General features: G+C 73.2%; 10 protein-coding genes. 3 read left to right on the top strand and 7 right to left on the bottom strand.

The window, feature by feature from the left end; all coding sequences use genetic code 11:
• Positions 1-434: 434 nt before the first annotated feature.
• Positions 435-4,517 (bottom strand): serine/threonine-protein kinase, encoded by a 4,083-nt coding sequence (locus tag WME98_RS45765; RefSeq protein WP_437947922.1) that lies wholly within the window; start codon positions 4,515-4,517, stop codon positions 435-437.
• A gap of 1 nt (position 4,518) precedes the next feature.
• A complete protein-coding gene (locus WME98_RS45760) occupies positions 4,519-5,346 on the bottom strand; it encodes a hypothetical protein (RefSeq protein ID WP_437338808.1) in 828 nt (275 codons plus the stop codon).
• Between the two features lie 713 nt (positions 5,347-6,059).
• Between WME98_RS45760 and WME98_RS45755 the strand changes: the two genes are divergently transcribed.
• Positions 6,060-6,503 carry a CBS domain-containing protein gene (locus WME98_RS45755; RefSeq protein ID WP_437321085.1) on the top strand — a complete coding sequence of 148 codons (444 nt, stop codon included), beginning with the start codon at positions 6,060-6,062 and terminating at the stop codon, positions 6,501-6,503.
• Positions 6,504-6,545: 42 nt separating this feature from the next.
• Here WME98_RS45755 and WME98_RS45750 read toward each other — a convergent pair whose 3' ends face one another.
• Both WME98_RS45750 and WME98_RS45745 read right to left on the bottom strand, forming a co-directional pair.
• Entirely contained in the window at positions 6,546-7,673 is a 1,128-nt protein-coding gene (locus WME98_RS45750) for a hypothetical protein (protein WP_437947921.1), read from the bottom strand.
• Between the two features lie 5 nt (positions 7,674-7,678).
• On the bottom strand, positions 7,679-8,557 hold the full coding sequence (locus tag WME98_RS45745; protein WP_437954108.1) for an AAA family ATPase: 879 nt from the start codon (positions 8,555-8,557) through the stop codon (positions 7,679-7,681).
• 1,311 nt (positions 8,558-9,868) lie between these two features.
• Between WME98_RS45745 and WME98_RS45740 the strand changes: the two genes are divergently transcribed.
• Positions 9,869-10,630, top strand: coding sequence for an Rpn family recombination-promoting nuclease/putative transposase (locus WME98_RS45740; RefSeq protein ID WP_437947920.1), 762 nt, complete (start codon positions 9,869-9,871; stop codon positions 10,628-10,630).
• A gap of 99 nt (positions 10,631-10,729) precedes the next feature.
• Here the strand turns inward: WME98_RS45740 and WME98_RS45735 are convergent, their stop codons facing one another.
• On the bottom strand, positions 10,730-11,542 hold the full coding sequence (locus tag WME98_RS45735; protein WP_437321083.1) for a metallophosphoesterase family protein: 813 nt from the start codon (positions 11,540-11,542) through the stop codon (positions 10,730-10,732).
• Between the two features lie 14 nt (positions 11,543-11,556).
• Positions 11,557-11,907: a BolA family protein gene (locus WME98_RS45730; protein ID WP_044988516.1), complete on the bottom strand. Its 351-nt coding sequence runs from the start codon at positions 11,905-11,907 to the stop codon at positions 11,557-11,559.
• Between the two features lie 169 nt (positions 11,908-12,076).
• On the opposite strand from WME98_RS45730, the gene WME98_RS45725 reads away from it, so the two are divergent.
• Positions 12,077-12,856, top strand: a complete 780-nt coding sequence (locus WME98_RS45725; protein ID WP_437947919.1) for a hypothetical protein — start codon at positions 12,077-12,079, stop codon at positions 12,854-12,856.
• Positions 12,857-13,042: 186 nt separating this feature from the next.
• Here the strand turns inward: WME98_RS45725 and WME98_RS45720 are convergent, their stop codons facing one another.
• The gene (locus tag WME98_RS45720) at positions 13,043-14,551 is read right to left on the bottom strand and encodes a hypothetical protein (RefSeq protein WP_437947918.1); all 1,509 of its coding nucleotides are present in this window, start codon (positions 14,549-14,551) and stop codon (positions 13,043-13,045) included.
• Positions 14,552-14,577: the final 26 nt, after the last annotated feature.

Below are 14,577 nucleotides of genomic sequence, written 5' to 3'. Positions count from 1 at the left end.
GAGCAGCAGGACGGCAGCGCCGGCCGCACAGCGCAATGCGTCAATCCACATTCGACACCCAGCCCCTCGTTTTCTCTCGACTCTCTGCCCATTTCGAGCAGGTGTGACGGTGGTGGGTAGTACAGCGCCCGTGTTGGAGGAATGAGCTCGTCTGATCACCTGTCACCTCTGATAGAGTATTTTTTTAATTTGAATCAAGCAGAACTCACAGGCTCTCAGCGCAATAAGCACCTCGCTCATCCTGGACAATCGGCAGGCAGGTGTCCGGCCCCGCACCGGTCACGTTCGTCCAGGCGACGCGACAGGCCACGAGCCGCGCGCGTCAAACCGTCCATGTCGCGCCGATCCGCGCGGGAAGCGGGCGCGCACGGGCGGGCGAGGCGGAGGGTGAATGCACCCCTCGGGCCGGCTGGCTCGCTGCGACGCGAGGCCGGCTAGGTCGACGCGTCGCCCAGGACGATGCGCGCGTTCTCCGGCACCGCGGTCAGGAACCGCTCGCGCCGCCGCGGGTCTGCGATGCGCTGGGCCCGCGCGAGCAGGCTCTCTCTGGCGTCGGCGAGGACGGCGGCCGCCTCGGCGTGCGCGCCGGACGCCGCGAGCGCCTCGGCGTACGCGAGCCGCACGAGCGACTCGCCCTCTTCCAGGGACCCGAGCGCCGCGAGCTCGCCGAACGCCGCCCGCGCCGCGCCGAGGGCCGCCGCGACCTGGCCGCCGGCGAGCAGCGCGCGCGCGCGCACCGCCATGGCCGGCGCGCGCAGCCGCGGGGCCACGCGCAGCGCCGCCTCGGCCGCGCTCGCCTCCCGCTCGGCGGTCGCGGCGTCGCCCGAGAGCAGCGCGATCTTCGCGAGATACGTGCGCGCCACGCCCTCCATGCGCAGGTCGCCCCGCTGCTGGAACGCCTCCACCGCGCGCCCCTCGACGAGCTGCGCCTCGTCGAGCTTGCCGAGCTGCCCGAGCACGTGGCCGAGGTTGTGCAGCGCCACGGTCGCGAGCTCGCGCAGCCCCATCCGATCGGCGGCCTCCAGGGCGGCGCGCAGGGCCGCCTCGGCCGCCTCGAGCTCGCCGAGCTCGGCGTAGATGAAGCCGACGTTCGCGCGGATCACGCAGGCGTTGCGCCTGTCCCCGGCCTGCTCGAACGCGGCGAGCGCCGCCTCCAGGCCCTCGAGGCAGGCCTCGGGGTCGCCGCCGGCCGAGGCGCGGATGGCGCGGAGCTGCTGCGCCATCGCGACGAGCTCGGCGTCGGGCGGCGGGGCCGCGCGGAGGTCCTCGTCGATGCGCGCGAGCAGGGCGTCGGCCTCGGCGTAGCGGCCGCCGAACACGAGCTGCGCGCCGCACTCGCAGAAGCACGCGATCCGCGCGCGCCGCAGCGCCGGCGCGCCGGAGGGCGGCGGCGCGGGCGCGCTCGGGGGCGGCGGCGCGGGCGCGCTCGGGGGCGGCGGCGCGGGCGCGCTCGGGGGCGGCGGCGCGGCGGGATCGCGCGCCGCGGACAGGCCCTCGGCGATGGCGGCCCACCTCGCCACGCGGTCGACGGCGCCGAGCTTCCCCGCGGCGACGGCGATCTGCGTCACGGCCCGGAACCACCCGGGGGAGCCGGCCGGGAGCAGCTCGGCCGCGGACGCGCCCAGTGCCTCGGCGGCGGCGAGATCGCCCTCCCAGACCTTGGCCTCGGCCGCGACGAGCCGCAGCGCGCCGAGATCGTCGTCCGCGGCGCCGCACGCCTCGCCGCTCGCGGCGCGCTCGATCGCGGCGCAGAGGTCGTTCGCCTCGAGCGATTGCTCGGCCGCGCGCCGGTACCAGCGCACCGCGCGGCCGGGCTCGCCGCCCCGCCGGAAGTGCTCGGCCACGACCTGCGGATCCACGGATGCGCCCCGCTCGAGCCACGCGCCCGCCAGCCGGTGGCCGAGCGCGCGATCGTGCTCGGTCAGCATGGCGTAGGCGGCCTCGCGGACGAGCGTGTGGCGGAAGACGTGGTCGGCGGCGTCGGCGAGGCCCCCCGACCCGGAGGCCGGCGCGACGAGCTCGCGGTCGGCGAGCGCCCTGAGCCACGCCTCGACGTCGGCGAGGCGCTCCTCGCCGCCGAGCAGCGCCGCGACGCCGCGCTTCGAGAAGCGATCGCCGAAGATGCTGGCCGCCCGGAGCACGCGCTTGCCCTCGCTGCCCTCGGCGTCGAGCCGCGCCTCGACCGTGCCGAGCACCGAGTCGGGCAGGAGCTCGCCCTTGCCGCCGGCGACCGCCCGGATGAGCTCTTCGAGGTAGAACGGGTTGCCGCCGGCGCGCTCGACCAGGTGCGCCACCACGCCCTCGGGCACGGGCTCGCCGAGCGCCGCGCGCACGAGCTCCGCGCCCGCGCGGCGCGGCAGCGGTCCGAGCTTGATCGTCTGCACCTCGCGCTCGGCCCAGAGGTTCGGGAACTGCCGGTGGACGTCGGGGCGCGCGAGCGCCAGCACGAGGAGCGGCAGCTCGCGGAGGTTTCGCAGGGTCGCGTCGAGCAGGCGCACGGTGGCGGCGTCGCCCCAGTGCAGGTCCTCGAGCGCGAGGAGCACCGGGCGCGCGGCGCACTCGGCCGCGAGCCAGTCCTCCCACGCGGCCCACACGCCGTCGCTCACGCCCGCGGCGCTCTGGCGCGCGGCGCGCAGCAGCCGGGCGTGCTCGGGCGACGGCGCGCCGGCGATCTCGCCGAGGAACGCCGCCGCGCGCTCGAGCGCCGGGCCGCCGAGGTGGCGCCCGAGCCGCTGCTTCAGCTTGCGGTGGCGCGCCGCCTTCGGGTCGCGCTCGCGGAGGCCCGCGGCCCGGCAGAGGACGTCGGCGATCATGCCGAACGGCGAGCCGGGGGAGCTCGAATCGGCGCGGCCCCAGAGGATCTCGACCGGCTCGTCCTCTCGCCGCAGGGCGGCGAAGAGCTCCAGGCGGAGCCGGGACTTGCCGGCGCCGGGCGGCCCGACGACGAGCACGGCGCTCGCGAGCGACTCGGAGATGCAGCCGGAGAGCGCGCCGTGGAGCATCGAGAGCTCGCGGGCGCGGCCGACGCAGGGCGTGCGCTTCCCGAGCAGCGCGGGGGCGATCTCATCCACGGCGCGCTCGCCGGAGAGGACGAGCGGCTCGCCCGGCGCGGGGCGCGCGACGACGAAGCGGGGCCCGAGCATGTCGGCGGTCGCGCGGTCGAGGCGCACGGCGCGGGCGCCGCCCGCGCCGCGCGCGTCGCGGAGCTCGGCGAGGCCGCGGTCGATCGCGTCGCCCCCGGCGACGCCCGCGGAGAAGACGCCCCGCCCCGTGACGACGCAGAGCGGCGCGCCCGGCAGCTCGGCGCGGAGGGCGAGCGCGCACTGGGCGGCGCGCTCGGCGCGGTCGACGGCGCTGCCGGGGCCGGACATCACGACGAGGTCCACGCCCGGGGCGAGCTGGGTGAGCCTGCCGCCGTGGAGCTCGACGAGCGCGCGGACCTCGGCGCCGCGCGAGCTCGACGCGGGCGGCGAGCCGGCCTCGGCGACGGCGCCGCGGTCGACCTCGGCGACGGCGCCGTGGTCGGCCGCGCCGAGGAAGACGAGGCTCGCGACGCGCTGCTCGTCCAGCGTGAGGGAGGCGCGCTCGCGCGGGCCGGGGCCGCGGCCCCACGCGCTCCCCGCGCGCGTCGGCGCGCCGAGCGGCACGCTCCCCGACAGCGTCGGCGCGTCGGGCGGGGCGATCCACGCGCCGGCCATCGCGGCGATCCGGTCGATCTCCGCCGCGACCTCGGCGCCGTCGCGCGGGCGATCGCCGGGCTGCCTCGACAGCATGCGCGCGACGAGCTCGTCGAGCGGCGCGGGCGCGTCCGCGCGTGCGTCGCGGAGGCGGGGCGGATCTTCGAGGAGCATCTTGCTGAGCGCGGCCATCGGGCTCGCGGCCGCGAAGGCGGGCTGGCCGGTGAGGCACTCGAAGAGGACGCACCCGAGGGAGAACACGTCGCTGCGCGGATCGGGCGCGCTCCTGGCCTCGACCTGCTCGGGGGCCATGTACCCGGGCGTGCCGAGGACGCCGCCGGTGATGGTCACGCGCCCCGCGTCCGCGCTGGGGCGCGCGATGCCGAAGTCGACGAGCTTGACCCGCCCCGCGTCGCCGCCGGGGAGGAAGAGGTTGCTCGGCTTGATGTCGCGGTGGACGATGCCGCGCGCGTGCGCGAACGCGAGGGCGTCGGCGGCCCGGCGCACGAGCGAGAGCCCCTCGCTCGCGGGCAGGACGCGGCGGGCGAGGCGCGCGGCGAGGTCCTCGCCGTCGAGCCACTCCATGGCGAGGTAGCGGTCGCCCTCCGGGGTGCTGCCGTGCGCGACGTAGCGCACGATGCCCGGGTGGACGAGCGCGGCGAGGAGCGCGGCCTCCCGCTCGAAGCGCTCGACCTGGATCGCGCTCCGCAGGCGGACGATCTTGAGGGCGACCGACGCGCCGCCGAGGCGGTCGTGCGCCTTGTAGACGGTGCCCATCCCTCCGGCGGCGGCCTCGCCCTCGAGGACGAAGCGCCCTGCGACGACCTCCGCGTGGCTCACGTCAGCGCAGGAACACGGTGACCGAGCCCGGGTGCGGCACCTCTTCGACGGCGAGCTCGCCCGAGCGGCCGCGGTCCGTGCTGCGGCAGTTCCGGAAGCTCCCGTCGCTGCTCGGCGCGTCGCACAGGCGCTCGCACGATCCGCCGACCTCGATCGCGCACGTCTCGAGCGACGGCCCGCAGACGCGGGGGATGGCCGAGATCCCTTGCGGGAGGCACGCGCGGTAGAGGGGCCGCGCCGCGAAGATGTCGCCGTAGTACGTCGCCTCCCGCACGGGGAACGCGGCGCGCTCGACCTTGTCGGCGAGGAGCTCCGCGCGATCGCCGCGGAGGGAGATCCTCACCCGCTCTCCGAGGTAGTTGACGCGGGCGAGGACGCAGCCGCTGACCCAGCTCCGGCACGCGCCGTCGCAGGATCCGCCCTCCTTTCCCCAGCGCGGCGCGAGGCCGAGCTCTCCCGGGAAGGAGTGCTCGTCGCCGTCGATGGTGAGGGCGAGGCGCTCGCCTCGGGGCAGCGCACAGCTCGCGATGTACTTCAGCGCCGTGCGCGCGGCCGGGTCGCGGAGCGCCGCGGCCGTGAGCGGGTTTTCCGAGAGCGCCTCGGCGGTGAGCGCGTTCGACGTCAGCGCCTTCGACGTCAGCGCCTCGGCGGTGAGCGCGTTCGACGTCAGCGCGTTCGACGTCAGCGCGTTGTTGGACCCGACGGCCTGGGACGCGTCGCCGTCCTCGGCCTCGGCCGAGGGTTCCGGGTCGAGCGGGGCCGCGCAGGCGCCTGTGCAGAGCGCGGCGACGGCCAGGACGAGTGCAGCCAGCTTCGGCGAATGCTCCATGGTTAACGCCCCCTGGGATGCCCATGAGCTCTTCGCCCATGAGCTCCCGAAACGACCGGCGCCTGAACGCGGACCACGGGTGCTCGCATCGAACGCCGGTGCGTACATCTTGGTTCAAATGCACGAGCCGCGAAGAAGTCTACAAGGCCGGAGCGGCCGACGTGAGTCATCTCCGCTACAGCGACACGTGGAAAGATGTCACTGATAAACCGCGTGGCAAAGACCGACGCGCACGCAATACGCTCTTTTTTTTGTGTCGCGGAGGTATCGCTCTGTCGGGGCGAGACCACCGCACTGTCCACTCTGTCCACGCCATCACGGACAGCGATGCTCCCACCGGGGACGGAGGCGCGATGAGCGGCGGAGGCGCCGCTGAGGCGCTGACAGCCACCCTCCTGCCGGGCGGAGCGCGGGGGCGCTCGCCGCTGGCGTCGTCGGCGCCGAGAGTCGCGCTGGCGTCGCCGGGGCGGAGGACGAGGACGTCGTGGTCTGCCGACCTGCGTGGCCGGCGTTCCCTGGGTCCGCGTCGACGCGCCGGGGGCGCGGTGGCGCGGGGTCGCGGGGCGGCGGCGACGGCAGCGCTGGCTCGTCCGGGCCGGGGGCGCCCTGTCTGCGCGCGGCCGTCCGCGGCGTTCGCTCGATCGAGGGGCGCGCCGCGGGCGGGGGCGCACGGCGGCGGGACGGACTGCTCGGCGCGGTGCGTCGATGCGCCCTTGACGCCGCTGCGCCTCGATCATTACATGCCGCAGACCATGAAGGGCCATGCGCGCAATCTGATGACCGAGCGCGTGATCGCTTTGGAGCAGGGCACGCCGGTCACCGACATGCTGCAGCTGTTCGCGAAGCAGAACCTGAGCGGCGCGCCGGTCATCGACGAGGGGCACCACATCGTCGGGTTCGTCAGCGAGACGGATCTCCTGGGCGCGCTGCTGCGCGAGGAGTACGAGGGCATGACGGCCGCGGACGTGATGAGCACCCCGCCGATCTGCGTGGACGAGTTCATGCCCACCGACGAGGTGATGACGCTGCTGCGCGAGAACCGGATCCACCATCTGCCGGTCGTGCGCGAGGGGCGGCTCGTCGGGATCATCACGCCCGAGGACATCCTCCGCTACCTCGTGGAGCGGGTGCTGCCGGTCCCGCCGACCTCCGCCTGACGTCGGGCGCGCTGCCGGAGCCGCCGCGAGCCCAGAGCTTCGCTAGGTCAACATCTCCGGGAGCGCGCACCCCCAGGCGACGACCTCGCCAGCAAGCTGCGCGAGTTTCGCGTCTTGCGGCAGGTCGAAGAGCCGCGCGACCTCTCGCGTGCGCCGCGGGCCCTCTCGGCGAAGCCACTCCACGGTCTGCTTGAGCACGTGGGCACCCAATCCTTCGACCACGAAGCACCCGCACGCTGCGCGCTCCTGGCACTTGCTCTCCGGCTGCTGGCAACGGTCGCGCCGGAGCTCGGCGCTCACGTCGGACCAGAATTCGCGCTCTCCGGCCTTCATCGTGTGCTCTACCTGGTACAGTCGGATGCCGTCCTTGATATCGGCATGCGCGCGGTGAACTTCCGCGAGGCGACGGAGGTCCGCGACGATCGAGAGGCGAGGATCTTTCGCGCTCTTCTGCGCGAGCGCAGCATCATAGACATCAAGGGGGACGAGGTTCTCCGCTTCACGGCCGTGCACTTCCCTCGCCCGCTGGAACGCTGGCCTGCCTTGCGCCTTCTTCTCCAGCTCGCTCCATGTGCCTCCAGGGGGCCCATCGGGGTACCGGCGATCGCTGTCCGCGATCGCGAGCACGATGCGGCCGTCGTCCGCGATCCTCGTGAACTCCGGCGCGAGGGTGCTTCCGCCAGCTCCGCGGCGCTCGACCTGCAGCCTTAGTTTCCGTAGATTGCGCACGGCGAGGAGCAGCTGGGCCATCTCGGCATACAGATCCACATCGATGAGGTTCTCCCCGAGCAGCACGGCGCGGATCGCCCGTGTGCTCCTGTCGAAGTGGTGGAGGGAGGCCCGGATGACATGGCTGCCTGAACCAACGGGCTGCTCCTTGCCGTCGAACAGCGTGCCCACACCGAGCTCGATGTACCAGTCGAGCCGGTTCTTCAGGCTCAAGAGCTCCAGCGACGTGCCCCGAATGCGCTCGAGCGTGCTCCTCTCGCGCCGCGAGAGCCGTGGGAACATGGGCGCGAAGGCTTCGATGTGCTCGGGAGCGATGGCGACGATGTGCAGCCCTTCGCGGTGCATTCGGAGGAGGAGCTCGATGCACTCGCAGGATTTCTCTGCGGTCGCCCCGCCTCCGATCGCGTCCGCGATGGCGGACCGGTCAAGATAGATCAGCATGCGGGCTATCGCTGGCCGACGGCGACGGGGAGCTCTTCCAGGGGCTCCGCGACGGGCGCGAGGAAGCCGAAGGGCCAGGAATCGCTGAGCGCCCCGTCCGGTTCATAGCCGCTCACGGTCACGGACGTCTGCCGGGTCTCCTTGTCCTGATCGAAGAAGAGGATCTGGGCATCCGACGGGTCGATCTGCTTCTTCCGGATGAGCATCCCCAGCCCGTTCACGAGCGCCTCGCTGTGGGTTTCGACCATCAGCTTGGCCTCGCGACCCGACTTCCGGCTCTCCAGAAGGGCGCCGACGATCATGTCGGCGAGCCTCGCCTGATGGGCCGGGTGCAGGTGCAGCTCGGGCTGCTCGATCGCGAGCATCGTCGTCGGCACGTCCCCCGGTTCCTGTTCGCGGAAGCAGGCGGACCAAAGGGTCGCCGCGAGCGGTAGGATCTCGGAGTAGCCGAAGCCCGCATCGACGAGATTGACGAAGCGATCGGCGCCGCGCTCCTTGATGAGGATCTCCGCATGGAGGCGCTCGGTGCGCACCATGGTCTCGAAGCCGAGGTGAGCGCGGGTAAATGCGGCAAAGCTCCTTGCCTCCTCGGGGGAGAGCGATCGCAGGAACATCGCGAGGTTCTGGCCCTGGGGATCGATCTCCTGCACCGAAAGTTGCTGAATACGGTAACTGCGCAGAGCGCTCGCGCGCAGCGGTGCGACGTACCTAACACCGGCGAAGAAGCTGGCGATCATATGGTCGAGATCTGGGATGGACGTCAGCAGAAGGTTTGCAAGGTGAAAGGCGAGTCCCCTACGAAGACCAGGGCTGCCGAGGTCGAGCTCAGCCCAGACGTCCTCGCCCCCGGCAGTGGATAGGAAGCTTTTTGCGTCATCCAACATCCGCACGAACGATCCAATATGTATTTGGTCAACCAACCCAGCCGGAGCACCAGAGCCGAATGCTCGCAACAATTCGGACTCCGTTATATTGTAAAATGGATGATTGATATCTATCATCCTACCTTCGTAAAAATCGTCATCTTGCCAGCGTAGCCTATGCGCAGGCACATACAGGGCCTTGCCGTCTTCATTCGACACCACGGGCGGAAGTAGAATCGTGCGACCGCCCAGCATGAGAGAAATTCCGTCGGTGAGCACACTATATGAATCAACGACAAACTCAGCAATGCGCCCATCGGGCGTGGCCCTTACAAGCACCTCATGCCCCTCTACATGAATATCCAAACTGACTGGGTAAGGGTCATGCGTGGCCTCTGCGAGGGTGATCGCCACATCAAATGTAGTTGGTTCCGTAATCCTGTAGCCACTGGGTAAGTTTATGCGAAAGCAGAACGTGACGCCTCTTTCGACGGCCCTAAAATTAGCAGCGTCAGCAACGGAGCCGAAATCCACGAACTTCGGATCATACCAGAGGATAGGGCTGCTCCGCTCCGCCTCCACGCTCTGCCGGAGCAACGGGAACGCACGCAGAAACGTGCTCTTCCCGGAGCTGTTGCGGCCGACCAGGAGCGTGATGGGCTTGAGGGGGAGGATCCCCGTGTCCGTCAGGCACCTCAGGTTCTTGACCCCGAATCCGACCAGACTCACAGAACCTCCCGCTCTCCCGTTGTGGCCTCGAAGCCTGCTGCGTTTGCTGTATGCTGCTGCACCGGCGGCACCCGCGCCACTGTAGCAAGCGACCAGGACCGCGCCGCACCGCTGAGCAGAAGCCCGAGCGGCATGGAGCCGACCCGCGCCAGGCAAGCGCTACCACGGTTGCGGCCGGGAAGTCGACGTTTGCCATCTCAGGGCCGGACGAGCAGGTTGACGCTTCGATGGGCGACGATGCTCCCGCAACGCCCCGGGCGCGAGCCTGGCCAGCCTTGCCGTGCAGTTCCTTCCGGGTCGGGTGGCGTGGCTCGGGTGTCGGTCGCAGACGGAGCTCCCGCTTGTCGGGACCAGCGAGCTCGAGCGCGCGCCGCGTCGGCGAACGGTCCCCGGAAGCAAAGGGGCGTGCGCGCTCTCGGCCGCGGAGCACGCACAGCGTGGCGAGCGGCTGAGCCGCCCGGGAGCCCTCCCTGCAAGCGACGGAGCGCACGTAGTGTCACTTCGGAGGCCCTCCTGTAAACGACAGGACACACGTAGTGTCACTTCGGAGGCCCTCCTGTAAACGACAGGACACACGTAGTGTCACTTCGGAGGCCCTCCTGTATGATGCGCCTCTGGGAGCAGCTCGTCCGCGAACAGCCGGGACTGAAGAAGCTGCCGCCGGTCATGCCGGTGCTGGTCCATCACAGCGACACGGGGTGGACGGCGGCCAGGGCCTTCGAGGACATCGTCGCGATCGATGGACCGGCGCGGGCGGCGCTCCTGCCGCACACGCCGCGCTTCGAGCTGCGCCTGATCGACGTGAGCGGCGGGCGCGCCGGCGATCTGGTGGAGCAGGCGCTGACGGCGCTGGGAAAGGTGGTGCTGTGGTGCCTCTCGGTGTCCGGCGACGACGCGCGGCTCGAGCGGGAGATCGGGCGCATCGCGGCCGCGCTGGACGAGGTGCTGCAGGCGCCGAGCGGGCTCGCTGCCCTGGAGGCGCTCTTGCGCTATCTTGTGACCACGCACGCGCGCTTCAGCGTGCGGAAGATCGGTCGGCTCTTGGAAAAGGCGGCGGGCCCGCGGGCCCAGGAGGCCATCGTGACGACGCTGGACGAGATCGAGCGCAGGGGAGAACGCAGGGGGCGCGCGCAGGGGCGCGCGCAGGGGCGCGCGCAGACGCTCCTGGAGCTGCTCGCGGCCCGGTTCGGCGCGGTGCCTGCCGACGTGAGCGCCCGGATCCTGGCCGCGGACGAGGCGGCGCTCGTCGCCTGGACGACGCGGGTGCTCACGGCCCCGACGCCGGAGGACGTCCTCGCCGAGGACGGCGAGCGCCCCGCAGCGACGCGGCGCCCTGCGGCACGCAAACGCGCCCGGCGGGCCTGATCCGGGGAAACGCCGCCACGCCCGCCCGGAGGCGGCCGCCCGCTCGGCCGCACCCCCGGCCGCAGGTGAAGCGCCCGCGGAGCCGCCGGCCGCCGCCTCCTACCGCCGGTCGAACTGGTACCGCGCCCGCTCCGCGCCCTCGATCTCGACCACGACGCGCTTCGGGCCGAGGCGCACCACGGCGTGCGCGGCCGCGGGGCGGCCCGGCGCGTCGTCATCGAGGTTCTCGATCAAGCTCTGGAGCGTCACGTACGGGATGCCGCGGATCACGTCGAGGTGGTTCCAGTGCAGGTGACCGTTGAAGACCGCGAGGACGCCGTGCTCCTCGAAGAGCTTCCGCATCGCGCGCCGCTCGCGCACGAGGCAGATGTGCGGGCTCCCCTCGAACCAGCGGTTGCCCCGGAGATCCTGATCGGCCGCGCTGTGGTGCATCAGCACGACCTTGGGCAGCGAGGTCCCCGCGAGATCCTCGGCGAGCCAGGCGAGCTGCTCGGGCCCCACCGACACGTCGTGATCCTTGCGCTCGCGCGTGTGGAGGACCGTGAAGTGGTACCCGCCGCGGTCGAACGAGTAGTGGAGCCGCGTCACCTCGGGCCTCCCCCAGGCGGACAGCAGCTCGGCCTCGCTCAGGTGGATCACGTCGTGGTTGCCGGCGACGTGAAAGAGCTCGGCCCGCACGCCGCGGAGCGCCGCGATGCACTCGCCGTAACGCGCCCGATCCGCCTCGGGACCCTCGTCCTCGATGTCGTCGCCCAGGTTCACGACGAGGTCGGGCCGCGTGACCTCGTTCATCCGCTCCACGAAGGCGCGCGTCAGCGCGGGCGCCTCGCCCGTGAGCTTGCGCAGCTTGCCCCCGAACGACGCCTGCGGGCCGAAGTGCAGGTCCGAGACGAGCGCGACGACGAGCTCCATCCGCGCCCCGCCGCTCAGCTCGACGCCGCGCCGGGATCCGGCGTCCCCTTGGAGCCGCCCAGGCACGCGGGCGAGCGGAAGCCCGCGCTGCCCTGCCGCTCCCACTCGTCCGGCGTCATCGCGCGGATCGTCAGGGCGTGCAGCCCGGCGCCGAACTCCTCGCGCACGACCTCGTTGACGCGCCGGTGGCGCTCGAGGGGGCTCAGGCCCCGGAACGCCTCGCTCACCACGAGCACCTTGAAGTGCGTCTCCGAGCCCGCCGGCACGCTGTGCATGCGGCTCTCGTTCTCCACCTCGAGATGCACGGGCTCGAGCGCGCGGGCGAGCTTGCTCTGGATCGACTCCTGCCTCGTCGCTGTCGTCATGGCCGCGCGAAGCTTAGCCTCGGCCGCGCCGCCGGTCACCCGATGAGCGCCGCCGCGGAGGGGCGCCCGCCCGCCGGGACCCTGGCCGGAGGGCCCTCCGCGGGCCGCGAGATGGCCGCCGTGGACGAAGAGATTGCCCGGCGCCACGCCAACGGATAAACCGCGCGGCATGGCATCTCCGATGGTTGCGCGGCTCGCGCTCGTCCTCGTCGCCGGGCTCGCCGGCGCTTCCGGCTGTAGCGACGATGAGACGTCGACCGCCCCCGGCCCGACCGGAGTGCCAGAGCTCGAGATCGTGAGCCCGAAGGACGGCGCCTGCGTCGCGATCGGGGAGCCCTCGGACGCCTCGTCCGACGATGTGCCGACGGTTCCGATCAGCGTCACGGTCTCCGAGCTCCTCCTCCGCCCTCCCGGCACCTGCTTGACGTACCGGCAGTGCGGGCACCTCGTGCTCAGCGTCGGCGGCGAGAGGAACAACGCCGCGGCCGGCCGCGTGATCGACGTGCGCCTCGGCGCGCTCGATCCCGAGGAACGCTACGGTGAGCTCGAGATCACCGTCGCCGCCGTGAGCGACGCGGGCGAGCCGATCCTCGGCGGCGAGAGCAAGCAGGAGCCGCTCACCCGGAGCTTGTCGCTGACCGTCGCTCCGTCGTGTGAAGATGGCAGCGGCGGCGCGGGCGGTGACGGCGGCGGCGGCTCGGGCGGTGACGGCGGCGCGGGCGGCGGCGGTGGCTCGCGCGGTGACGGCGGCGCGAGCGGCGATGGTGGCGGCGGCGCGAGCGGCGATGGTGGCGGCGGCGCGAGCGGCGATGGTGGCGGCGGCTCGGGCGGCGATGGTGGCGGCGGCTCGGGCGGTGACGGCGGCGCGAGCGGCGACGGTGGCGGTGGCTCGAGCGGCGATGGTGGTGGCGGCGGCTCGGGCGGTGACGGCGGCTCGGGCGGCGGCTGAGGCGACCTCTCGCGAGCGCGGGAGAACCCGACGCGCTGGCGGGAGAGCCCGACGTGCCCCTCGCCGGAGCGCGGAGACGCACGGCCGCTGCCGCCTCTCCTGGGCGCCGTGGCGCTTGGCCCCTTCTCCTCCGGGCGCCCTAGCCCGCTCGCTGTTGCCCCGCGCCGGTCCAGCCCGGCCGATCGATCATTTCGCCTCTGGATCGGCGCGCGGCAGGCCGCGCTCGTCGAACAGGAGCGCGATGTCGACGTGGAACTGAGCTCTGCGGGAGGAAGGCGGGGCCCGGTGTGAGCTCGGCGGCGGGGTGGAATGGCTGCCGTGGGCCTCACCTTCCAGCGCACCCGGCGCGAGCGCCTCTCGCTGCAATGGTGCCGCGCCCACCTGCCCCGCCGTGATCTCCGGCTGCGGGTACCCCGCTCCGCGCTGCGAGGCCGGCACCGGCGTCTCCTGCCGAAGAGGCGCCCCGGCGAGCTGCGCCTCGCGCCGCGAGCTCGGCACCGCCGGCTGCGACAAGGGCGCCGCCGGCCACGAGCTCGGCGCGGCCGGGCGCGAGCTCGGCGCCAGCGGCTCGCGCCGGGACGACGCCCCGGCCGGCCGCGAGCTCGGCGCGGCCTGCCGTGAGCTCGGCGCGGCCGGGCGCGAGCTCGGCGCCAGCGGCTCGCGCCGGGACGACGCCCCGGCCGCCTGCCACGAGCCAGGCACCGCCGGCTGCGACAGCGGCGCCGGCGTGTCCCGCCGCGGCACCGCGACCCCCGGCTGCCCCTCGCGCCGCAGGTAGGCGGCGGCCGGCCGCGACAGCGGCGCCGGCGTGTCCCGCCGCGGATGCGCGGCGGCCGGCAGCGTCGCCCCCCGCGCGTACGTCGCGGCCAGCTGCGAGCCCGCCACCGGCGTATCCCGCCGCGCGTACCCGCCCGCCGGCTGCGAGCCCGGCATCGGCGTGTCCCGCCGCGCGTACGCGCCCGCCCTGCCCGCGGGCGGCACCGACGCGTCCCGGCGCGCAACCACCACGCCGGTCGGCGCCGGCGGCGACGAGGGCAGCGCGCGCGACGTCAACGCCATCACGCCCAGGCGCTCCGCGCGCGGCGCCGCCGGATCGAGCGGGCGGTGCGACGCCTCCCCCTGGCCCCCGGCCGCCAAGCGCTCCGGCCGCTGCGAGGCCACGGCGGCCGCCACGCGCTCGCGGAACGCGAGATCCTGCGCGCCCGCGCTCCGCGGCCCGGAGCGCGGCAGCGGCGTCGCCTCGGCGTCGCGCCGCGACGACGCATCCGTCATCGCCCCGAGGGTCCAGCGCTCCGAGCGCGGCCCCGCGCCGTCGTCCGCGGGCGTCAGCGAGTAGCGCCCCGGCGTGTGCTGCCACGAGCGCTGCTTGCGGCTCTCGCGCGCCGCCGTGCCGAGCATCGCCCCGAGCTCGTCGTCCGTCAGCGTCTCGTCGACGCGCACGAGCGTGCTCACCACCTCGCGCGCGATCTCCTCGAACCCGTCGGGAGCCAGCGCGTAGGTCGACGACGTGACCACGATGGCCACCGGCCGGCGCTCCTCCGCCAGCGCCGCGGCCATCGATACGGGGCACGCCTTGACGACGATCCCCACATCCATCGCTGCCGCCTGGCAGCGCTCTAGCAGCGCCTGATCGCCGCCGATGAGGAGGGCCGTCGGGATCTGGGCGCGAAGCGTGGCGTCGGAAATTCGCGGCATCGGTCCAAGGATCCTAACCTCCTCGA

Source organism: Sorangium sp. So ce296, assembly GCF_051529605.1.
In the GTDB taxonomy this organism is placed as follows: domain Bacteria; phylum Myxococcota_A; class Polyangia; order Polyangiales; family Polyangiaceae; genus Sorangium; species Sorangium cellulosum_D.
The sequence above is the reverse complement of the archived record's forward strand: the minus strand, read 5'-3'. Positions and strand labels throughout refer to the sequence as shown.